The organism is Pseudoalteromonas sp. D15MCD-2, from assembly GCF_038562745.1.
Classification (GTDB): Bacteria; Pseudomonadota; Gammaproteobacteria; order Enterobacterales; family Alteromonadaceae; genus Pseudoalteromonas.
This window is the reverse complement of record NZ_JBCFQE010000001.1, coordinates 1,560,312-1,582,636: the sequence shown is the minus strand read 5'-3', so window position 1 is coordinate 1,582,636 and position 22,325 is coordinate 1,560,312. Positions and strand designations below refer to the sequence as shown.

Genomic DNA, 22,325 nt, shown 5'->3' with positions numbered 1-22,325 from the left:
GAGATATCTATCAAACCATAACAAAATTATATTAAACGCCATAAAGAAAACTTTAGCCATAAAACACAACTGATCCCAGCAACCGTTAAAAAGTGTTAAAGGTTTAATCTTTTTAAGTCATCTGCTCAAGTTCAGTAATTAAATACAGTGCTTGTTCGTTAGTGGTGCCACACACATCAATCGTGGCAGAAAAGTCACTACACACCTTAGGCCTTGATTCATCACCAAATAATTTACATAGGTTATTATCATCAAGTTGAATACAGCGCTCTCCCGCGGCTTTCCCGTTGGGCATTCCTGGGATCGGTGAGCTAATACTGGGTGCAATACAACAGGCGCCACAGCCTAATCTACATGCCATTTTATCTGTCATTGAGTACCTCTTATAGAACCTTTGTAGCGCCTTTGTAATATGTGTAATGGTTTGTTACATCTTCAAACGCCTTGTAAACACTTTATTGCGTATGCTTAGCCTATCAAATTTATTTTTAATTACCGTCAACCGTGAGGGACTATCCCGTGGCTAGTAAAAAACAAATCATTCTCCCTATCGCCGTATTAGTCGGCGGACTTGGAATGGCATTCGCATTTGCCTCTATGAAGCAACCGCCAGTCGAAAAACCAGAACAAGATCTGCGCCCGCTTGTATCAATTAAACCGTTAAGCTTTGACGCCATTACCCTTGATGTAAAATCATACGGTATTGTTAAACCTAAAAACCAAACTGAACTTGTTGCGCAAGTGAGTGGTCAGGTTGTGTCGTTATCAGATCAATTTGTACAAGGTGGATTTGTTAAGCAAGGCGACATTCTAGCACGTATTGACCCAAATGATTACGAAGCGGCACTCATTGAAGCTGAAGCCGGTTTGGCACAAGCAAGCTCTGCACTCGAGATTGAACGTGCACAGGTGTCAGTTGCGCAAGCTGAGTGGGACCGCATCAAAGGTGACTCAAACCAAGTTATTCCATCTGAGCTTTATTTACGTAAACCACAACTTGCTGAAAAACTTGCAAGTTACCGTGCAGCGCAAGCGAGTGTAAAACGAGCTAAACGTAATCTTGAACGTACATATATTAAAGCACCATACGACGCGATTATTGACGAGCGTCTAATTAGTTTAGGCAGTGTAGTAAACCCTGGTAACAGCTTTGGTAGTCTGAGCTCAACGTCACTGGCCGAAATTCGTTTACCTGTTGCTGATAAAGATCTGCAATACCTAAATAACCAAGGAATTGGTGCAAGCGTATCAATTAATGCTGAATTTGCAGGTAAACAAACAACCTGGCAAGCAACTATCGTACGTAGCGAAGGAGTTGTAGACCAACGTAGCCGCATGAATTACTTAGTAGCACAAGTAGCAACGCCTTATGAGCAAAAGCAGCCATTACGTTTTGGCTCATACATTAATGCCACTATCGAAGGCCGTGCGCTGGATAATGCGATTGTTGTTCCGCACCATTTAGTTAAAGACAAAAAAGTCGCTGTTTTACAAGATGGCGAAACGCTTACCTTTAAAACACTTAACATCGTTCGCGAACAAAATGGCAAGGTGATCGCCGATAATGGCCTTGCTAATGGTGAGCAACTGATTACCTCGGCACTTGAATACCCAACTGAAGGCATGGCGGTCAAGCTAGATGACGCAAAACTGAGTGTGCCAACAACGCAGTTAGCGTTAAAAGAGGAATAAGCCATGACCACGCACAGAGAAAAAGGGCTTATTGCCTGGTTTGCTCGCAACCCAGTAGCAGCAAACTTACTTATGATTTTCATTTTAGTGGGAGGCTTATTGACAGCAATGTCGGTGCGTAAGCAAATGTTCCCACAATTTGAAAGTAACTGGATCAGTATTCAAGCTGTTTATCCGGGGGCTGCGCCGCAAGAGGTAGAAGAAGGCATCACCATTAAGGTCGAAGAGTCATTAGAAGGTCTCGAAGGCATTAAACGTTTAATTACCTATTCGAACCGTGGTTTTTCACAAGCTTGGATAGAAATCGAAGAAAAGTACGATCCACAAGAAGTACTCGATGAAATCAAGATGCAGGTTGATTCAATCAATACCTTCCCTGCAGAGATGGAACGCCCAATTGTTCGCCGTGAAAAGTTTGAGCAAGAAGTGATGATACTCGCGCTGTATGGCGATATGAGTAACTACCAGCTCAAAGAACTTGGTAACGACATAAAAGATGAGCTACAAGCTTTACCACAAATTAACTTGGTCAACTTTTACAGTGGCTTAAACTACGAAATTGGCATTGAAATCAGCCCAGATAAACTACGTGAGTATGGTTTAACTTTCCGTGATATTGCCACAGCCGTTCGCAGCTTTTCTGCCAATATGTCTGCAGGTCAAATTCGCTCTGAAAATGGCTACATTTCGATGCGTGTTGAAAATCAAGCGTATCGTGGTAAAGAGTTCGAAAATCTGCCTTTATTACACTTACCAGATGGTGCACAAGTTTTCTTAGGTGATGTAGCAACAATTAATGACGGCTTTGAAGAAGGCTTACAATACTCTAAGTACAACGGTAAAAACTCACTAACTTTTGAAGTAAATGCTTCGAAAGATCAAGATATCACTAAAGTTGCTGCGGTATTAAAAAAATATCTAGCAGATAAAGCACCACAGTTACCAGCAGGCGTAAAGCTATCACCGATTGTTGATTTAACTTACTACCTTGAAGGTCGTCTAAACATGATGATCGACAACATGATTTGGGGTGGTATTTTAGTGATGGTGGTACTGGCGCTATTTTTACCACTACGCTTAGCGTTTTGGGTAATGATGGGCTTACCTGTGTCATTCCTAGGTGCATTTTTAATGATGCCACTGGGCTTTATTGATATCACTGTTAACTTAGCTTCTTTATTCGCATTTATACTGGTGCTCGGGATAGTCGTTGATGATGCTATCGTCGTCGGTGAGTCTGCCAGTGCTGAAATTGAAAAACACGGTCACAGCCTAGATAACGTAGTGCGCGGCGTAAAACGCGTTGCTATTCCTGCAACCTTTGGGGTGTTAACCACAATTGCCGCATTCCTACCACAAACATTGGCATCAGGACCTGGCTCTGCGTTTTCTAAAGCCATTGGTGGTGTAATTATCCTATGTTTAATTTTTTCATTAATTGAGTCAAAACTAATTTTACCGGCTCACTTAGCAGCCATGAAAAATAAACCTGCGAACCCTAAAAATCCATTACATCGCTTACGTTTAGGTATGGATAATGGCTTAAAGAACTTTGTTGATAATTACTACACACCATTTATTGGTCGCTGTATTCATTACCGTTACACCGTGATTGTTGGCTTTATCTGTGTGCTTATTGTTAGTGGCGGTATGTTCGCTGGTGGCTTAGTGAAATTTGTTGCGAACCCTAAAATTCCACATGATTTCCCGCGTATCTCAGTTGAAATGAATTTATCTTCTTCTGAGCAAGCAACCCTTGAGACAGCGCAAACCATTGAAAAGCTGATTTTAGATGTCGATAAACAACTTGAAGAGCAATATGGTCAAGCGATGATCCGCGACTTATCGGTTAGTTTACGTGGTCGTACAAGTGCACGCATTATGGCGATTTTGGTCGAACCGGACTTACGCCCTATTGATACTTTCCAGTTAAGTGCAATGTGGCGCGAACAAATGCCACCACTGCCAGGTGTGAAAACGCTGAATATTGAAGACAGTATCATGAATGGCGGCCGTGATGACGGTGATGTTAGCTTTCGCTTAGAAGGCAAAGATATCAATAAGCTCAAAGAAGTGGCTGCAAAGTTAAAAGAAAAGCTAAATAGCATGCAAGGCGTAGGTGATGTAAATGACTCGCTCCAATCTGCAACTGACGAGGTTCAACTTGAACTTAAACCGCTTGCTTACAGCTTAGGGTTAACCCTTTCAGATGTGGCATCACAAGTTAGCTTTAGCTACTACGGTTTAGAAGCACAACGTATTTTACGTGACGGTGAAGAGATTAAAGTGATGATCCGCTACCCTCGTGAATCGCGAAACGCAGTAAGTGACATCACAGATGCACGTATCATTACACCAACGGGTGTTGAAGTACCGCTTGCTGAAGTTGCTAAAGTCAACATTGTGGATGGTGTAAACCGTATTCGTCGTGAAAACGCTAAACGTACTGTAAACGTTTGGGCTGCGGTTAACACAGACCAAGCTGAACCATTTGCCATTGCAAAAGAAATTCGTGACGAATACTTACCTAGCCTACTGAAAAGCTACCCTGGTGTAGAAAGTAATGTGGCAGGTCGTATTCAAGAAGAAATGGACAGTGTGGCAGAACAAGTACGTGATTTTGCTTTATCAATGATGATTATCTTTGCGTTACTTGCTATTCCACTACGTTCGTACTCACAGCCATTTATCATCATGTCGGTTATTCCATTTGGTGTCATTGGTGCAATGTTCGGTCATATGATTTTAGGTATGACAATGAGCAGCTTGTCAGTATTTGGTATTATCGCGGTTGCAGGTGTGGTCGTAAACGACTCGCTAGTGATGGTCGACTTTGTCAATAAAGCTCGCGCCGAAGGTGTAGCAATCAAAGAGGCTGTAATGCAAGCCGGTGCGCGTCGTTTTAGAGCAATATTACTGACCTCAATAACGACCTTTATTGGTGTATTACCAATCATTATGGAAACAAGCTTACAAGCAAAAATCGTTATCCCAATGGCTGTATCTCTAGCATTCGGGGTGTTATTTGCAACGGTCATTACGCTTATTTTAATCCCTTGCCAGTACGTCGCCTTAGAAGACTTTAAACGCTTAATTGGCAAGCTAAGAGGTAAAAAAGCAGAGCCAGAAGCAAAATTACAAACAACCAGTAATTAAGCCCCTCTCACGCTCCCAACCGAACGCTTGGCAATAAATTTGCCAAGCGTTTTTTTTATTTAAAAAGATGTTCCTATAAATCGTATTGTTTTGCTAAGCTTAAATGAGCAAAAAAGAAACAATTCATCAAATTACTAAATACGTTATAAGGACATAGCTATGAAAATTCTACGCTACACAGCTTTGGTTAGTTGTTTATCCATTTGTATGCCTGTGCTGGCCGAAAACCAATACTTACAACAACAGCTTGAGCCTATTCTGATTGGTGAGTCTCACAGTATAGAAGGACAACAAATCCACTCCCCAGAAATGACTGTTGCTACTTATAAAGCAAATAGTTTTGAACGAGTGTGGGACAACGTAAAATATGCCAAGCAAGCGCTCAACTTAATTGCGCAAGCAGAACTTGAAGGGCTATCTCCTAACGACTATCACTTTGATACATTAATGGCGCTAGCCAGCGAAATAGATAAACGCGGAGCAGATGCCGTCGAAGCCCAGTTTGATGTTCTAATGACAGATGCCGTGATGACCTATGCAAAACACTTAATTCGCGGAAAAGTAAATCCAAAACAATTGGCAGCCACATGGAATTATGAACAGTTTGATGTCAGCCCAGATGCTGCAGCGGCCTCATTACTTAAACATGTAAAATCCAAAAGCCTTGAAAAGGGCCTTGAAAACCTAAAACCTGTTTTACCTCATTATAAGCGCTTAAAAGACGCCCTCGTGTTTTATCGAGAGCTTGATGCCATTGGCGAGTTACCTGACTTCGCACTGCAAAATAAAGTATTAAAACCGGGGCAATCAGACCCAGCAGTGCCGCTTTTAAGACAAAAGTTAAAACGACTAAAGTATTTTGACGGCAGTAACAGTGATGCCACTGATTATAACGATGAGCTAGTCGCAGCAGTTAAACGCTTTCAAAATGCCCATCAAGTTGCTGATGATGGTGTGATTGGCAATGCAACGTTAAAACTACTCAACAAAGATTACAGTGAGTATGTTAATGATATTTTAGTAAACCTAGAGCGCATTCGTTGGGTTGATAACACGCTAACAGAGCGCTTCTTAGTGGTAAATATCGCAGGTTACCTGCTGTATTTATTTGAAGACAATAAATTAAAATGGCAAACCAATGTAGTTGTAGGCAGAAACTACACCAAAACCCCAATATTTAAAGGGCAAATGAGCTATATCGTGATGAATCCAACGTGGACAGTACCGCGGAGTATTTCAGGTGGCATCATCAAAAAAATGAAAGAAAACCCAAACTACTTAAAAGAGAAAGATTTTGTAGTAGTTGATAGTCGCCGTAACCCAGTTGATAGCGAGAGTATTGATTGGCCGAATGCTAGCCGAAAAAACTTCCCGTATTGGTTTGTACAACAGCCTTCAGAGAATAATTCATTGGGGCAAATCAAGTTTATGTTCCCAAATAAATACTCAATCTATTTGCACGATACCCCTGCAAAAAGTTTATTCCAGCAAGACCAACGTGCATTTAGCCACGGCTGTGTAAGAGTTGATGATCCATTCACCTTAGCTGAGAAAATCTTAGAAACCTCGGATAATTGGAGCCGTAGTGAAATTGATGACGCCATTGCTTCAAAAGAAACTAAAAAAGTCAGCTTATCAAAACCGCTAGACGTACTTTTAATGTATTGGACCGTTGCGGGTAACGACGAAGGCCTACAATTTTATACCGACGTTTATAATCGCGATGGCGCGTTATTAAAAGCACTCACCACACCATTAGCAAACAATACAATTTAGAGGTCACTATGTATTTCAGCCGTATTATTTTTAGTGTGTGCTTAGCGTTAACTACATGCTCTGTTGCTGCTATTGAATTAACTGATTCGCTGCACAGCCTTGTACTTGATGCAAAACAAGTTCTAACACTTGATAACACGGCTGATTTTGCTCCAACTGCAGTATCAGATGTTGAGACTGAGCGATTAGGGCCAAATAGCATTGCCGTTTATGCCCCAGAAAATGCAGGGTTTTATAGCCTAGTACTGAGTAACAACAAAACGAGCAAACGCTTACTCGTTATAGTGAAAAAACCATTCAATGCTAACAATAAGCAATTGAATAATTATCAAATAGGCCTCTACCCTGCCCCGTATAAAAACTACCCACAGTACAGTGCGCCAAACGGGTTTATAGAAATTTTTGAGAAAGACTTATCACGGCAGCTGACTCCTCATGTGCAAGTTAAAAATGTAATTTGTAAGCAAGTGAGTGGCTTTCCAAAGTATCTTTATGTCAACAACGATGGCTTGATGATGCTCGAAGATCTGCTCAGGTTTGTACAAAATGAAGGGATTAAAGTCAGTAAATTTGCCTTTATCAGCGGCTATAGAACACCCCATTACAATCGCTCAATTGGTAATGGCAAACACAGCCGACACCAATACGGCGATGCCTTTGACCTATATATAGACGAAGATGGTGATGGCCGAATGGACGATTTAAACGGCGATGGCAAACTAACGGTTGCTGATGTTGATGTGCTTTATAAAGTGTTTGAAAAGTTCCAAAAACAGAGCCGCTATAATGGCGGTATTGGCCGTTATAAACCCGCCTCCCACCACGGTGGTTTTGTTCACATAGATAACCGTGGATTTACCGCTAGGTGGTAATTGCAAGCTTCATATATTCCTTGTTTAAATATTATCCAATTGCATTATTACTGCTTGATTGGTAAGTTGTTGTGATTAATGGAAATACTACAATAACAACAAAGGGAATTATGCGCTTTATCCTCTGCATTTTTTATATTTCAGTCCTTAGTGGTTGTCAGAGTTTTATTGCTTATCAAATCACTCAACCTGTAGAAGAAATATCTTACGGTGACCCTGACGACCCAATGTTAAATACCGTTTACGAAGGTATACCTCACAAAACATGTAACACTACGCATAACTGTATAGCAGTTAGAATATTTTCCCATAATGATTTAATAGAATATTTTGAGCAAGGTGAACAATTTGGCATAACTTTTCAACTTAAATCAAAAGAGGAATTAGAAACATTTGAAACAGCTTTGACCTCTATAAATGGCGCCAAACGGAAAAACGATTCAGCGATTATAGTATTCCCAGGTTATGGTGTGAGTAGTTTGATTTATAGTTTTCAAGCCCGTTGGCTAAGTCATTTTACTGGCAAAGATGTCATCCTTATGCCTGCGAGCAATCAGTATAGTGAATTCAAGTTTGGTCTAAATAGTCTTGATGTATTAAAGCATTTTTTAAATACCAACCAATACCAACAAATTGATATTTTAAGTTATTCAATGGGCAGTATTGCCGCTATGCAACTTGCAAAGCAGATGCCTAATGTAAATCAACAAATTATGGTTGCACCAATGGTGCATTTTGACACCGCATTAATGTCCGTAGCTAAAAATTACCACCCAACCATAAGCTACTTTTTCAAAGATGATGATTTTAAAACCGCAGCAAAAAATGTGATTCACGACAGTGGTATTGATGAAACACAGCTTGATTTAATCGCACGACTGAACGACAAACAATCAGCTAATAGAACCACACTCTATGTTAGTAACGCAGACCCTATAAGCCCTGCTGATTATTGGCAAGCACTTCAAAATAAGAGTGTATCCATAGTGCATTACAGTAATTTAGATCACACCAGAATGGTAAGCCTTATTAATCAAGCTATGCGCAATGAGGTTTTACATCGATTAATGTAACCAACAAATAACAAGGACAGCAATGAACATATTCTTTAATAAGCTAAGGTTGCTTGTAGTTTTTTATTTAGTCGCAATTTCAAGCCTCGCACATAGCCAAAACATGCAAGCAGAGATGGCTGACTTTATTAGTGGCTTTCATAACTTTAAGCAGTTTAATGGCAATGTATTAGTTGCTAAGGATGGAAAAGTACTGTTTGAACAAAGCGTTGGCTATGCCAACTTTGAATGGGATATAAGACATAGTAATAAAAGTAAATTTAGAATTGGTTCAATTACCAAACAATTTACCGCCATGTTAATTCTGCAATTGGCACAAGATGGAAAACTTAAACTCGATGATCACCTTGCAACATACCTCCCTGATTACAGAAAAGATATAGCCACTAAAATTACCCTTCGCCAAATACTTAATCACACCTCTGGTCTTGGAAATTATACTCAGGCAAAATCTTTTCGTGATGAGTACAGCCGAAACCCTTACAGTGTTGATGAATTTATTCGCTTGCTATGTAGTGATGATCTCGTGTTCGAGCCTGGCACTGAATTTCGTTATAGCAACTCTGGCTATTTTATTTTGGGTGCGGTAATCGAAAAGGTAACAGGTCAAAAATATCAAGATGTATTACAGAAGAATATTTTAGATCCACTCGATATGAAGGATACAGGCTATGATTCTCACAATAAAATCATTAAATTTCGCGTATCGGGTTACGACAATGGTCTAGGAGGTTATAGCAATACTGATTATTTAGATATGTCTATCCCATTTGCAGCAGGATCAATGTACTCAACAGCACGGGATTTACTAAAATGGGATCAAGCTCTCTACACGGATAAGTTATTGAACAAAGAGTATAAGAAACAGATGTATCAAGTTTCTGAGCAAAGAAATTATGCGCTTGGTTGGGAAGTTACAAACCTTGATAAAAGCACCTACGGAAAACCGCTAACCCGTATTCAACATGGCGGTGGCATCAATGGTTTTAAAGCATTTATAAGTAGAATAATCGAAGACAAATTACTGGTTATTATTTTAAATAACACCGGTGGTGCGCCACTCACACCCATGACTAATGGCTTACTTGCAATCTACTATGGCAAACCCTACGAAAAAGCTACAGAGCATGTAGATAGTAAACTTTATAACGTATTTAAACGTGAAGGTATTGCAGGGTTAAAGAATACCTATCAGCAAATGGTGAGTGAGGGTAATACGCCTAGAGAAAGGTCGCTAAACTACTTTGGCTATGAATTAATGCAAATGGATGAGCTAGGCGCCGCAATCACGGTGTTTGAACTCAATAATCAATCTTATCCAGAATCAGCAAATACATTTGACAGTTTAGGTGAAGCATATTTAGCAGCAGGTGATAAACAAAAAGCATTAGCAAGTTACAAAAGTGCGTTAAAACTTAATCCTGACAGTGAAAGTGCTAAACAAGCGATTGAGAAATTACAATAAATATAGGCCACAAAAGTGGCCTCACTTTTTGACTTACAGCTCAAAGCATAAAGCTTTTAACAAGCCTGTTTTTGCGTTGCTTGGATATAAGCAACTAAATCTTCAATCGATACAACGGGCATATTGTGCTCACAGGCAAACTTGCTAACTTCAGGCAAGCGAGCCATTGAACCATCTGGATTCGTTAATTCGCAAATAACACCAAACGGTGTTAAACCCGCTAACTGCATTAAATCAACCGATGCCTCAGTATGGCCACGACGGACTAATACACCACCCGTTTGTGCACGCAGTCCAAACACATGCCCTGGGCGAGATAAATCTTCAGGCTTTGCATTGTCTGCTGTTGCCGCTTTAATGGTGGTTACACGATCAGCCGCAGAAACGCCAGTTGTCACGCCCGTTTTAGCTTCAATAGTCACTGTATACGCTGTTTTGTTCTGGCTGGTGTTATGCTCAACCATTTGTGGTAAATCAAGCTGTTTAACACGCTCATCGCCCATGCAAAGACACACAATACCGCTGCCTTCACGGATCATCATGGCCATTTGCTCTGTGGTCAGGTGCTGTGCTGAGTACACAAAATCACCTTCGTTTTCACGGTTTTCGTCATCTACTACAAGCACGCCTTCACCCTGCTGCAAAGCAGCAATAGCACGTTCAACGCGTTCAAGTGGTTCGCCAAATTGGCTGAGTAAAGAAGACTGAATCATCATTTTTAATACCTATTAAATTAAATATGAAAAGATTCAGGACATTGAAAGGCACAGCAAAAAAGACCACCCGCAGGCAGCCAATTACTGTTTTATAGATTTTCTACATCATCTTTCTCTTTCATCCGGACTATCACCGTCGGCTCTGGCCTCTCACCAGATCTGCTGACCTTTAACCAAAGTTAAAGCGCTCGCGGGCTCACTTTATTTCAAAGTATACCGCCGGTGGGGAATTTCACCCCGCCCTGAGAATGTTGCTTAATCAATAAGATGAATAAGCCAAGCTATTCTATACCTAAAATAATTAGTTATCGAGTACCCGCTTATCTAATATGCCTTTTTCAATCAGTTGATTGAGTATCGCCTTGGTTTTTTCTCGGCATATATCACGCACTAGACGAACCGCGGGTGTAATAGATTGTCGACTTGGGCATATTAGCCAAAGCTCTGCACATAAGTGAGGATAATTTTGCATCACGGGCACTACCCGTCCACTTAGTAAATCATCACTGATATCAATGCAAGATTTAACCGCTAGGCCTTTACCAGCCACACACCAACGCCTTACCAAATCGCCATCATTAGATGCTCGACGGCCTTGCATTTTCACCTTAAAACGCTCGGTTCCATCGGTAAATTCCCAGACATTATTGATGATATCTTGCAGTTGATAAAATAGGCCTTGATGCTGATTTAATTCATCGGGATGTGTCGGCGCGCCATGTTCAGCAATGTACTCTGGGGTTGCACATAACAGCCGCGGAACATTACAAATTTTAAAGCCATATAAATTTGAGTCGGATGGCGAGCCATACCTAAGTGCAAAATCAACGGAGTCTCGGTAAAAGTCAACATTACTATCGCTAATATGCGGGCGCATACTCAGCTTTGGATACTCATCAAGTAACTCATCTAACCATGGGATAATGATGTTGCGGCCTAAGTCTGAAGATAATGCGACTCTTAGCTCCCCATCAATTTCATCATGCTCACCTTTTAAGGCAAGTGTGGCTTGGTCTAGCATGAGCACTGCTTGCTGACACTGAGGTAAAAAGCGCTCCCCAGCCGCAGATAACCGCAAATGACGAGTTGTACGAACAAATAACTCAGCACCCAGCGCTGCTTCAACACGCTTAATAGCAGCGCTGGCGGTAGCGGCTCGCATGTCTAATTTGGCTGCTGCGGTTGTAATACTACGAAACTCAGCAACCTTAAGGATTAATTTGAGATCTTCAACCAACATATTAACTAAAAATTTTTGATAATGTTTATTCGATTATGCGCTTTATCGTATAGTATGCAAGGCGTAAACTGCACCTAATTGTTATACATGCGGGAGCAAATCATGACACACCCAATCATTTCAGACTTACAACGCCGTTATACAAGTAAACGTTACGACGCTTCAAAACAAATTAGCCAAGCAGACTTAGCTGTAATTTTAGAAGCATTACGCCTGTCGCCATCGTCTATTAATTCTCAACCATGGAAATTTGTGGTAATTGAATCAGAGCAAGGTAAACAGCGTCTGCATGATAGTTTTGCAAATAAGTTTCAATTTAACCAAGTTCATGCAAAAGCGGCATCACACACCATTTTATTTGCTTATAACCCAAGCTATAAACGTGCTGATTATGAAAAAGTAATTGATGCCGATATTGCTAATGGCCGTACAAAAGCTGAAAACAAAGAGCAGGCTTTTGGTGCCTTCGCCTTTGTTGATTTAAATACAGATGAGCAAGGTGATAACGCCGCTTGGACTAAAGCTCAAACCTACATTGCATTAGGTAATACCATGCACACAGTGGCTCGTTTAGATTTAGATTCAACACCGATGGAAGGTGTCGATAAAGACTTACTCGGTGAGCTATTCGCTGATGAGTTAGATGGTTATGTATGTGAAGTGGCACTCGCTATTGGTTATCACGAGCCAGAGCAAGATTATAATGCTGCATTACCAAAATCGCGTTTAGATAAAGATGCGGTAATTACTGTAGTTTAAAGCCTAAAGATTATGCAGGCTTGGCCTGCATAATTGTTATTTAAGGTCAGTCTTCACAACCACATTACTCGCCATACCTTCACACAAATCTGCAGTAATTGTGGCAACAGCACCATTAATTAATGCTAAATTAGGGGCTACGTGGCCAATGTCGGCATCAACGATAACTGGGAACAAATTGCCTTTAAATGCAAGTTCTATTGCTTGGTATTCATCGAAGTAGCAGTCGTTATTAATTGCAGGGCTGCGGCCAAATACCACAGCATTTACATCAGTAAAAACATCATTCAACTTTAACGATAACAAACAACGTGCAAGGGCCATCGGACTAAGCTCTGCATTTTCTAGGTATAAAATTAACCCCTCTGGTGCATACTGTTTTTTAAACTCATGCAATGCATAGTAATTTGAGGGTAGCAACAGACCTAACGTATCTAAACAACCGCCAATTAATCGCCCAGACACTTCAATTTGGCGTTTATCTTTATAGTTAATACATCGCCATTGGCTAGGAGCAGTATAGTCAAATTGAGCCTCTGGCTTAGCTTTATAATCAATTGGTTTTTGCTGATAAAATGGCGACGCGACTTGATGGAGTCGCTGTTTTTCTTCAAGCGACATGGCACTGAATATATTTGCTAAATAAACATCGGGATCGTCAGGGTGAATTTGCATTAAATTTGCAGCGTGCAAAGTTGCCCAGCCACAACGAGTTGTTAATGCACATGCAAACGTGCTGATATCAGAAAAGCCAACCAACCACTTAGGCCTTGCTTTACTTATCGCATTGAAATCCAGAAGAGGTAAAATTTCCATGGTAAGATCACCGCCCCATGGCGGCATGATGGCTGCGATTGAATCATCAGTTAAATACTGCATTAGCTCATCAGCACGTTGCTTTGCACTGTTGTGTGACTGACGTAAGCAGGCACCTTCAATAACAGTAAAACCTTTGGCTGTTAAGCCATTAAGTACTATGTCTAAGCGCCCATAAAAGGCTTTATCAACACCAGATGAAAAAGCACATATGGCTATTTTATCACCTTGCTCAAGCGGTTTAGGATACTGAATTTTCGCCATTATTACTCCTTCATTACGACTGTCTTGTAGCCAACGTACCGAATAAATTCACGCCTGTAAACAGGCATAAAAAAACCGCAGTATGAACTGCGGTTTTTCTCAATGCTTGGTTAAGCTACTAAATATACTCAACTTCAATGATTTCGTACTCTACTTCACCGTTTGGTGTTTTAATGATAACGGCATCATCTACCTCTTTACCAATTAAACCACGCGCGATTGGTGAGTTAACAGAAATCAGGTTATTTTTGATATCTGCTTCGTCATCGCCTACGATTCGGTATTTTACTTCAGCATCGGTTTCAACATTAACGATAGTAACCGTTGTGCCAAAAATAACTTTACCTGTGTTAGGCATTTTAGTTACATCAATGATTTGCACATTTGAAAGCTTCGCTTCAATTTCTTGAATACGGCCTTCGCAGAAACCTTGTTGCTCACGAGCAGCATGGTATTCAGCGTTTTCTTTCAAATCACCGTGCTCACGTGCTTCAGCGATATCAGCAACGATTTTTGGACGGGTAACTGTTTTTAATTCGTTAAGTTCTTCGCGCAGTAATGCTGCACCACGAACTGTCATCGGAATTGATTGCATATTATTCTCACTTAATCCCAAGGGCGATTGCCTCGCCCTTGGCACATTTCCTTAGTTCATTCGCTGATGTAGTTCCTGAACTGACGTCACCTTGCTACGGTCGTCTGCTTGGTTTGCAGTACAGTTAGCAAATGCCGCGTTCAGAGTCGTTGTGTAGTTAGTCTTATGCTGTAACGCACCACGACGTAACACCTTCGAATCTTCAATCGCTTGGCGGCCTTCAGTAGTGTTTACAATGTAGCTGTATTCACCATTTTTAATTCTATCAAGAATATGAGGACGACCTTCGTATACTTTATTCACGCGACGAACTGCAATGCCTGCTTCTTCAAGTGCTTTTGCAGTGCCACCTGTCGCATCTAGCTCGAAACCAAGATCAGTCATGGTTTTAGCTAGTTCAACGATACGTGGTTTGTCACTGTTGCGTACCGATAGTAACGCGCGACCACCGCGTGGTAAAGTGTTGCTTGCACCTAATTGTGCTTTTGCGAATGCTTCGGCGAAAGTTTCACCAACACCCATTACCTCACCCGTTGAGCGCATTTCTGGGCCACGGATTGGGTCAACACCTTGGAACTTAGCAAATGGCAGTACCACTTCTTTTACGCTGTAGTAAGGAGGGATTACTTCTTTTGTAATACCTTGGCTTGCTAGCGACTGACCCGCCATACAACGTGCCGCTACTTTAGCAAGTGCGATACCTGTCGCTTTAGAAACAAACGGTACTGTACGCGCAGCACGTGGGTTTACTTCGATTAAGTAAACTTTACCGTCTTTCACAGCAAACTGAGTATTCATCAGACCTACTACGCCAAGCTCTAGTGCCATATCAGTCACTTGCTTACGCATTACGTCTTGTACTTCAGCAGTTAGTGAGTGAGCTGGTAATGAACACGCTGAGTCACCTGAGTGAACACCTGCTTGCTCAATGTGCTCCATGATACCACCGATGATTACTTGCTCACCGTCACAGATAGCATCAACGTCAACTTCGATTGCGTTATCTAAGAAGTGGTCAAGTAGTACTGGCGCTTCATTTGACGCTGATACTGCTTCTGTCATGTAACGACGTAAATCGTCTTCATCATAAACTACTTCCATTGCGCGACCACCTAATACATATGAAGGACGTACAACAAGTGGGAAGCCGATTTCAGCAGACTTAACAATCGCTTCTTCTAAAGAAGTAACCGTTGCATTCTCTGGTTGAAGAAGATCTAGACGCTCAACAAGCTGTTGGAAACGCTCACGGTCTTCTGCACGGTCGATTGCATCTGGTGAAGTACCAATAACTGGCACACCATTCGCTTCAAGTTCACGAGCAAGTTTCAGTGGTGTTTGACCACCGTACTGAACGATAACACCTTTTGGCTTTTCAACGCGTACGATTTCTAATACATCTTCAAGCGTGATTGGCTCGAAGAATAAGCGATCTGATGTGTCGTAGTCAGTTGAAACAGTTTCAGGGTTACAGTTAACCATAATTGTTTCATAGCCGTCTTCACGTAAAGCTAATGCTGCGTGAACACAACAGTAATCGAATTCGATACCTTGACCGATACGGTTAGGGCCACCACCGATTACCATGATTTTATCTTTTTCAGATGGATTCGCTTCACATTCTTCATCATAAGATGAGTACATGTAAGCTGTGTCTGAGCTGAACTCTGCAGCACACGTATCAACGCGCTTATATACAGGCACGATATCTAACTGGTGACGCTTCTTACGAATTTCTGCTTCAGAAACACCGGCAATTTCAGCGATACGCGCATCAGCAAAACCTTTACGCTTAAGCTTGCGTAAAAACTCAGCATTTAAACCAGCCATACCTACTTCGCTGATTGTTGCTTCGTCTTTTAAGATGTCTTCGATTTGTACTAGGTACCAAGGGTCAATCTTAGTGAGTTCGAAAACGTCTTCTACGCTCATACCGTGACGCATTGCATCAGCAACGTACCAAATACGCTCAGCACCTGGCTCACGTAATTCACGGATGATTTTTTCTTTTGCTTTCGGATCATCAAGGGCAACAATTGGGTTAAAGCCCGTTGCGCCTACTTCAAGACCACGTAATGCTTTATGCAGTGACTCTTGTTGGTTACGACCAATTGCCATCACTTCACCCACAGATTTCATCTGTGTTGTTAGACGGTCGTTTGAACCTGCGAATTTTTCGAAGTTAAAACGTGGGATCTTAGTAACAACGTAGTCAATTGACGGCTCGAAAGACGCTGGTGTTTTACCGCCAGTGATGTCGTTTTGTAGCTCATCAAGGGTGTAACCTACTGCTAGTTTTGCAGCGATTTTCGCAATTGGGAAACCCGTTGCTTTTGATGCTAGTGCTGAAGAACGCGATACACGTGGGTTCATCTCGATGATAACCATACGGCCATCAACTGGATTCACACCAAACTGTACGTTTGAACCACCTGTTTCAACACCGATTTCACGAAGTACCGCCATCGATGCATTACGCATGATTTGGTATTCTTTATCAGTTAGTGTTTGCGCAGGAGCAACCGTGATTGAGTCACCAGTGTGAACACCCATAGGGTCAAAGTTTTCGATAGAACATACGATGATACAGTTGTCGTTTTTGTCACGAACAACTTCCATTTCGTACTCTTTCCAACCGATTAATGATTCATCGATTAAAAGTTCATTTGTTGGTGATAAATCTAAACCACGCTCACAAATTTCATCAAATTCTTCTTGGTTGTATGCAACACCACCACCGGTACCACCCATAGTGAATGATGGACGAATGATACATGGGAAACCGATACGGCTAAGTACATCGTGTGCTTCTTCCATTGAGTGAGCGATTTCTGCACGCGGACACTCAAGGCCAATGTTCTTCATTGCTACGTCAAAACGCTCACGGTTTTCAGCTTTATCGATTGCATCAGCAGTTGCACCGATTAACTCAACACCGTGTTTTGCCAGTACGCCGTGCTTATCTAAATCAAGTGCACAGTTTAATGCTGTTTGACCACCCATAGTAGGCAGCACTGCATCTGGCTTTTCTTTTTCAATGATTTTCTCTACCACTTCCCAGTGAATTGGCTCGATGTACGTCGCATCCGCCATTTCAGGGTCAGTCATGATAGTTGCAGGGTTCGAGTTTACAAGAATTACTCGAAAGCCTTCTTCTCGTAGTGCTTTACACGCTTGTGCACCAGAGTAGTCAAATTCACAAGCTTGACCGATTACGATCGGGCCTGCGCCTAAGATAAGAATGCTTTTTATGTCGGTACGTTTTGGCATTGTTACTCCGGTTAAATTAGTTAGAACGTGCTTGCATCAGGTCGATGAAGTGGTCAAATAATGGCGCCGCATCATGTGGACCAGGGCTTGCTTCAGGGTGACCTTGGAAGCTAAATGCAGGCTTATCTGTGCGGTGAATACCTTGTAGCGTGCCATCGAATAAAGAAACGTGAGTTGCACGTAAATTCGCTGGTAATGTTGCTTCGTCAGCTGCGAAACCGTGGTTTTGCGCTGTGATCATTACAACATTGCGGTCAAGGTCTTTAACTGGGTGGTTACCACCATGGTGACCAAACTTCATTTTCACCGTTTGTGCACCTGAAGCAAGTGCAAGTAATTGGTGACCTAAACAGATACCAAAAATTGGCGTGTCTGTTTCTAGGAAAGTTTTAATTGCTTCAATCGCGTATGTACACGGCTCAGGGTCGCCTGGGCCATTTGATAAGAAGATACCGTCTGGGTTTAGTGCCAGTACGTCTTCTGCAGATGTTTGTGCAGGAACAACGGTTAATTTACAACCGCGGTCAACTAACATACGTAAGATATTACGTTTAACACCGAAGTCATAAGCAACAACGTGGAACTTCTCGTCTGCTGCTTCTAGCGTTTTAAAGCCTGAACCTAACGTCCAGCTTGATTCGCGCCACTCAAAATTTTCCTTGGTTGAGACAACTTTTGCTAAATCCATGCCTTTTAAGCCTGGGAAGGCTTGCGCAGCTTCAAGCGCTTTATTCTCATCTAACTCGTCGCCTGCAATGATACAACCATTTTGAGCGCCTTTATCACGTAAGATACGTGTTAATTTACGAGTGTCGATGTCAGCAATACCTAAGATATTGCGTTCTTTTAAGTAATCACTTAACGATTGCTCGTTACGGAAATTACTTGCTAGCAGTGGCAAATCACGGATCACTAGGCCTTTAGCCCAGATTTGACCCGCTTCTTCGTCTTCGCTGTTAGTACCCGTATTACCGATATGTGGGTACGTCAAAGTTACGATTTGTTCCGCGTATGAAGGGTCAGTCAAAATTTCTTGATAACCAGTCATAGACGTATTGAATACTACTTCACCGACTGACATGCCGTCAGCGCCGATTGCAGTACCGCGAAACACTGTGCCGTCTTCTAGGACTAACAGAGCGGATTTAGTCAAGTTAACCTCCTAACAGTAAAAAACGGGAGTAAAGTCATTTGCTCTACTGCCCGTTTATAGCGATTGGAAACACGCATTTATGAATTTTTGGCAAATTGGCGCTATTCTACAGTAAATTAGCATTCAGATCTAATCTTAATTAATAAAATAGTAAAAATAAGCGTTATTAACTAAAAATTCACTGAAACTGCCAAAAAAGAAACTAAACTACTTCAAGTCAAGCACATCTTGCATGTCATAAAGTCCAGCTGGTTTATTTTTCAACCAGCCCGCAGCTCTTACAGCACCTAATGCGAAGGTGATTCTTGAACTTGCTTTATGAGTTAATTCTAGCCTTTCGCCAGAAGTTGCGAAATATGCGGTGTGTTCACCTACTATATCTCCGCCTCTCATGACTGAATAACCGATTTCATTTTGCGATTTTGCGTGTTCGTCATTGCTTCTATCAAAACGCGCGACTTCATCATGCTGCCAACCTTTTGCCTCGGCAATAGCTTCACCAATTGCCAATGCAGTTCCTGATGGCGCATCGATTTTGTGACGATGGTGGGCCTCAAATATTTCGATATCCATATCATCGCCAAACTTCACAGCCGCAGTCTGCACTAAGTTAAGCAGTAAATTCACACCTACGCTATAGTTGCGGGCAAAAACAATCGGAATGTGTTTCGCCGCTTCATGAAGCGCATCAAGATCATCTTGGTTAAGGCCCGTAGTACCAATAACCATGGCGATATTTTTTTCGACCGCTGTTTTTAAATGGTTGCGCATTCCTGCCGGTAAAGTGAAATCAATCAATACATCTGCATCTTTTACGTCTGTTTCTTTACTAAATGATACATTTGCTGATGCAGCGCTGTTTAATTGATTAACCGCAATATCTAAAAGTGGCGAGTTATCACGCACGTACGCGCCCGTTAATGTTGCGTCATCTTTTTTTGAGACAGCTTCTAAAAGTGCAAGTCCCATGCGGCCGTTTGCGCCAAATACACCTATGCGGTTCATATAGTTACCTTATCTATTCTTCTTAGCTGGCTGGATTTTATCGAAAACTCATGTAATAGTCAGGTTAGCTTATAAAAAATACAGAGCTAATTTTAGATTTATTAATAGAACAACAATAATAACAGATAGTCTTTGCATTTAGCCATCTATACATTTAAACTTCTTCCTTTGCGCCGATTTGGTCTTTGGCTTGCGGGCGCTGTTGTTGTCTTTTAGACACAACTAAATACAGCTAAAAGAAGTGTTTGGCTGTGTTATTGGTTATCTAACGAGGAATATGATGCAGCCATCATTTAATAAAACAAAAGCAAAACTTTCTTTGCTGCCGCTTTTGGTGTTTGTCGGCTTATTTTTAGGCGCTGGCTTATACTTACAGTCTCAAGGTGTCGATTACGCCTTCTATCAATTGCCTGCTCCTGTTGCAATTTTGCCAGCCATCATGCTGGCGTTTATCTTAAATAAAAATACCATCAACCACAGTGTTGAAACCTTTATTAAAGGTGCTGGCCATAGCAACATTATCACTATGTGTTTGATTTATCTGCTGGCAGGTGCGTTTTCTGCGGTTGCTGGTGCGACCGGTGGTGTTGATGCCGTAGTTAATGCCGGTTTATCACTTATTCCACCTGCTCTGTTACTACCAGGGTTATTTTTAATTGCTGCGGTAGTGTCGACTGCGATGGGTACTTCAATGGGTACTATCGGTGCGATTGGCCCGATTGCTTATGCCGTCGCCCAAAAAACAGGCATTGATCCATCTCTGATGGCAGGCACGATTGTATCAGGTGCCATGTTTGGTGATAACTTATCAATCATCTCTGACACAACTATTGCTGCAACCCGCACGCAAGGCTGTGAAATGAAAGATAAATTTCGTGAGAACTTAAAAATCGCCTTACCTGCTGCGGCATTAACTATCGGCTTGTTATTCTTCTTAACGCCTGCAGCAGAAGCTGTAGAGACACAAGACTTCGATATCTTACTAGTATTACCTTATGCCTTTATCTTAGTGCTCGCAGTAATGGGCTTTAACGTATTCGTGGTGCTGTTTAGCGGTATAATCTTCGCTGCACTTATGGGCTTTACTGGCAGCTATGAAGGTGCAAGCTTTGTAAAAGATGTTTATAAAGGCTTTACTGATATGCAGGAAATTTTCTTGCTATCGATGTTTATTGGCGGTCTTTCAGAGTTTATCCGTATTAATGGTGGTCTTGATTATATTGCTAACAAAATTCAGGCAATTACAAAAATCATTGCAAAATGGCACCGTAAAGTAGCAGATCAATTAGGTATTGCTGCACTGGTTATGACTAGTAACTTATGTATTGCCAATAATACCGTATCTATTATTGTTGCAGGCCCAATTGCTAAAAAATTAGCAGATGATGGCGAAATTACAGGCAAGCGTTCAGCAAGCTTACTTGATATTTTTGCTTGTGTTACGCAAGGCTCATTGCCGTATGGCGCACAAGCACTTCTACTCGGCGCAACATTCAAAATTAGCCCATGGGAAGTCTCTACCTCTTCTTACTACTGCTTTATTCTTGCCTTTACTGCCGTTGCAGTAATTTGCTTACGCAGAAATAAAGCATAAGTTAAATAATTTTTCTCAAGATACGCCCAAATATGGGCGTATCTGCTATAATCCAACCTTTGTATCCCCCTTTACACCATCAATATTGAGATATGAACTTGAAAAAGATCCTTTCTGTTGCTGCGCTTTGTGCAGTAAGTACTTCGAGCTATGCCGCTAATTGGAGCTCTACGCAATTACACGTTAATAACGGTGAACACAAAAACCCGTTTTCATTAACTAAGTCAAATACCACGGTTGTATCACTACAGCATGCCTCTGGTTATGACTATGGCGACAATTTCTTTTTTATTGATTACAGCAATGACGACCGTCAAGATGGCTATCAAGATAAAGACTTTTACGGCGAGTGGTATTCAACATTTAGCTTATCAAAAATCTCTGGCAGTGATTTTTCATACGGCGCAATTGCTGATGTGGGTTTAACGGCAGGTTTTAATGCCGCAGGTGACTCGAAAGTTCTTAAGTATTTACCTGGTGTAAAGCTTAGCTGGCAAGCACCGGGCTTTAGCTTTTTATCTACTTTATTTACCGCTTACATCGATGACAGTGAAGGCGTAGCACGCGGTGGTGCACCAACTGAAACAAACAGCTGGATGATTGATGTTGCTTGGGGCTACCCATTCACTATTGGTTCACAAAAGTTCAACGTAACAGGCCATGTTGAATATATTGCAGAGCGTGAAAATGAATTTGGTGAAGACGTTAAAGCATGGATTTTAGCGCAGCCAATCATCACCTGGGATTTAGGTCACGCAATGAGCATGAAAGAAAATACGCTACTGCTAGGCCTTGAATGGCAATATTGGCACAACAAGCTAGGTACAGACACAACTGAGTCAGTACCACAACTTCACGTTGAGTGGACGTTCTAACGAG

Annotated in this window: 17 protein-coding genes and 1 riboswitch; of the genes, 9 read left to right on the top strand and 8 right to left on the bottom strand. The window is 41.5% G+C overall.

Translation table 11 applies throughout. From position 1 onward, the window contains the following. Nucleotides 1-112 precede the first annotated feature (112 nt). A complete protein-coding gene (locus AADY36_RS07170; RefSeq protein WP_054562006.1) occupies nt 113-361 on the bottom strand; it encodes a YkgJ family cysteine cluster protein in 249 nt (82 codons plus the stop codon). 158 nt (nt 362-519) lie between these two features. Between AADY36_RS07170 and AADY36_RS07165 the strand changes: the two genes are divergently transcribed. The 6 genes from AADY36_RS07165 (at nt 520) to AADY36_RS07140 (ending at nt 10,034) form a co-directional block, all read left to right on the top strand. Continuing rightward, nucleotides 520-1,692: an efflux RND transporter periplasmic adaptor subunit gene (locus AADY36_RS07165; protein ID WP_342408750.1), complete on the top strand. Its 1,173-nt coding sequence runs from the start codon at nt 520-522 to the stop codon at nt 1,690-1,692. A gap of 3 nt (nt 1,693-1,695) precedes the next feature. Beyond that, nucleotides 1,696-4,848, top strand: a complete 3,153-nt coding sequence (locus AADY36_RS07160) for an efflux RND transporter permease subunit (RefSeq protein WP_175081015.1) — start codon at nt 1,696-1,698, stop codon at nt 4,846-4,848. Nucleotides 4,849-5,007: 159 nt separating this feature from the next. Further along, a complete protein-coding gene (locus tag AADY36_RS07155) occupies nt 5,008-6,624 on the top strand; it encodes a L,D-transpeptidase family protein (protein ID WP_342408749.1) in 1,617 nt (538 codons plus the stop codon). 8 nt (nt 6,625-6,632) lie between these two features. Further along, complete coding sequence (locus tag AADY36_RS07150) at nt 6,633-7,496, top strand: D-Ala-D-Ala carboxypeptidase family metallohydrolase (protein WP_342408748.1); 864 nt, start codon at nt 6,633-6,635, stop codon at nt 7,494-7,496. Between the two features lie 71 nt (nt 7,497-7,567). Next, on the top strand, nt 7,568-8,569 hold the full coding sequence (locus AADY36_RS07145) for an alpha/beta hydrolase (RefSeq protein ID WP_342408747.1): 1,002 nt from the start codon (nt 7,568-7,570) through the stop codon (nt 8,567-8,569). A gap of 22 nt (nt 8,570-8,591) precedes the next feature. Then, the gene (locus tag AADY36_RS07140; protein WP_342408746.1) at nt 8,592-10,034 is read left to right on the top strand and encodes a serine hydrolase; all 1,443 of its coding nucleotides are present in this window, start codon (nt 8,592-8,594) and stop codon (nt 10,032-10,034) included. Between the two features lie 56 nt (nt 10,035-10,090). On the opposite strand, the gene ribB is transcribed toward AADY36_RS07140, so the two are convergent. Further along, nucleotides 10,091-10,744, bottom strand: coding sequence for a 3,4-dihydroxy-2-butanone-4-phosphate synthase (gene ribB, locus AADY36_RS07135; protein ID WP_095209697.1), 654 nt, complete (start codon nt 10,742-10,744; stop codon nt 10,091-10,093). Nucleotides 10,745-10,856: 112 nt separating this feature from the next. Then, nucleotides 10,857-11,004, bottom strand: a riboswitch (FMN riboswitch). Between the two features lie 47 nt (nt 11,005-11,051). Continuing rightward, nucleotides 11,052-11,990 (bottom strand): LysR family transcriptional regulator, encoded by a 939-nt coding sequence (locus tag AADY36_RS07130; protein WP_054561698.1) that lies wholly within the window; start codon nt 11,988-11,990, stop codon nt 11,052-11,054. Between the two features lie 102 nt (nt 11,991-12,092). Between AADY36_RS07130 and AADY36_RS07125 the strand changes: the two genes are divergently transcribed. Then, nucleotides 12,093-12,749: a nitroreductase family protein gene (locus AADY36_RS07125; protein ID WP_055020867.1), complete on the top strand. Its 657-nt coding sequence runs from the start codon at nt 12,093-12,095 to the stop codon at nt 12,747-12,749. A gap of 36 nt (nt 12,750-12,785) precedes the next feature. Here AADY36_RS07125 and AADY36_RS07120 read toward each other — a convergent pair whose 3' ends face one another. The 5 genes from AADY36_RS07120 to dapB all read right to left on the bottom strand — a co-directional run bounded on the left by AADY36_RS07120 (nt 12,786) and on the right by dapB (nt 19,852). Next, complete coding sequence (locus AADY36_RS07120) at nt 12,786-13,829, bottom strand: S66 family peptidase (protein ID WP_342408745.1); 1,044 nt, start codon at nt 13,827-13,829, stop codon at nt 12,786-12,788. 118 nt (nt 13,830-13,947) lie between these two features. After that, nucleotides 13,948-14,424, bottom strand: coding sequence for a transcription elongation factor GreA (gene greA / locus AADY36_RS07115; protein WP_054561700.1), 477 nt, complete (start codon nt 14,422-14,424; stop codon nt 13,948-13,950). A gap of 51 nt (nt 14,425-14,475) precedes the next feature. Then, nucleotides 14,476-17,694: a carbamoyl-phosphate synthase large subunit gene (gene carB, locus AADY36_RS07110; protein ID WP_055020806.1), complete on the bottom strand. Its 3,219-nt coding sequence runs from the start codon at nt 17,692-17,694 to the stop codon at nt 14,476-14,478. Nucleotides 17,695-17,710: 16 nt separating this feature from the next. Continuing rightward, nucleotides 17,711-18,847 (bottom strand): glutamine-hydrolyzing carbamoyl-phosphate synthase small subunit, encoded by a 1,137-nt coding sequence (carA, locus tag AADY36_RS07105; RefSeq protein WP_055020805.1) that lies wholly within the window; start codon nt 18,845-18,847, stop codon nt 17,711-17,713. 207 nt (nt 18,848-19,054) lie between these two features. After that, nucleotides 19,055-19,852 (bottom strand): 4-hydroxy-tetrahydrodipicolinate reductase, encoded by a 798-nt coding sequence (dapB, locus tag AADY36_RS07100; RefSeq protein WP_342408744.1) that lies wholly within the window; start codon nt 19,850-19,852, stop codon nt 19,055-19,057. 280 nt (nt 19,853-20,132) lie between these two features. Here dapB and AADY36_RS07095 point away from each other — a divergent pair, with 280 nt between their 5' ends. Beyond that, nucleotides 20,133-21,446 carry a Na+/H+ antiporter NhaC family protein gene (locus AADY36_RS07095; protein ID WP_054561704.1) on the top strand — a complete coding sequence of 438 codons (1,314 nt, stop codon included), beginning with the start codon at nt 20,133-20,135 and terminating at the stop codon, nt 21,444-21,446. Nucleotides 21,447-21,538: 92 nt separating this feature from the next. After that, entirely contained in the window at nt 21,539-22,321 is a 783-nt protein-coding gene (locus AADY36_RS07090) for an outer membrane protein OmpK (RefSeq protein WP_054561705.1), read from the top strand. The last annotated feature ends 4 nt before the right edge of the window (nt 22,322-22,325 follow it).

Coding starts and splice junctions, on each gene's coding strand:
- AADY36_RS07120 (WP_342408745.1), bottom strand. CDS start 13,829: ATGGCGAAAATTCAGTATCCTAAACCGCTTGAGCAAGGTGATAAAATA.
- AADY36_RS07090 (WP_054561705.1), top strand. CDS start 21,539: ATGAACTTGAAAAAGATCCTTTCTGTTGCTGCGCTTTGTGCAGTAAGT.
- AADY36_RS07130 (WP_054561698.1), bottom strand. CDS start 11,990: ATGTTGGTTGAAGATCTCAAATTAATCCTTAAGGTTGCTGAGTTTCGT.
- carB (WP_055020806.1), bottom strand. CDS start 17,694: ATGCCAAAACGTACCGACATAAAAAGCATTCTTATCTTAGGCGCAGGC.
- dapB (WP_342408744.1), bottom strand. CDS start 19,852: ATGAACCGCATAGGTGTATTTGGCGCAAACGGCCGCATGGGACTTGCA.
- greA (WP_054561700.1), bottom strand. CDS start 14,424: ATGCAATCAATTCCGATGACAGTTCGTGGTGCAGCATTACTGCGCGAA.
- AADY36_RS07140 (WP_342408746.1), top strand. CDS start 8,592: ATGAACATATTCTTTAATAAGCTAAGGTTGCTTGTAGTTTTTTATTTA.
- AADY36_RS07150 (WP_342408748.1), top strand. CDS start 6,633: ATGTATTTCAGCCGTATTATTTTTAGTGTGTGCTTAGCGTTAACTACA.
- AADY36_RS07170 (WP_054562006.1), bottom strand. CDS start 361: ATGGCATGTAGATTAGGCTGTGGCGCCTGTTGTATTGCACCCAGTATT.
- AADY36_RS07125 (WP_055020867.1), top strand. CDS start 12,093: ATGACACACCCAATCATTTCAGACTTACAACGCCGTTATACAAGTAAA.
- AADY36_RS07155 (WP_342408749.1), top strand. CDS start 5,008: ATGAAAATTCTACGCTACACAGCTTTGGTTAGTTGTTTATCCATTTGT.
- AADY36_RS07095 (WP_054561704.1), top strand. CDS start 20,133: ATGCAGCCATCATTTAATAAAACAAAAGCAAAACTTTCTTTGCTGCCG.
- AADY36_RS07160 (WP_175081015.1), top strand. CDS start 1,696: ATGACCACGCACAGAGAAAAAGGGCTTATTGCCTGGTTTGCTCGCAAC.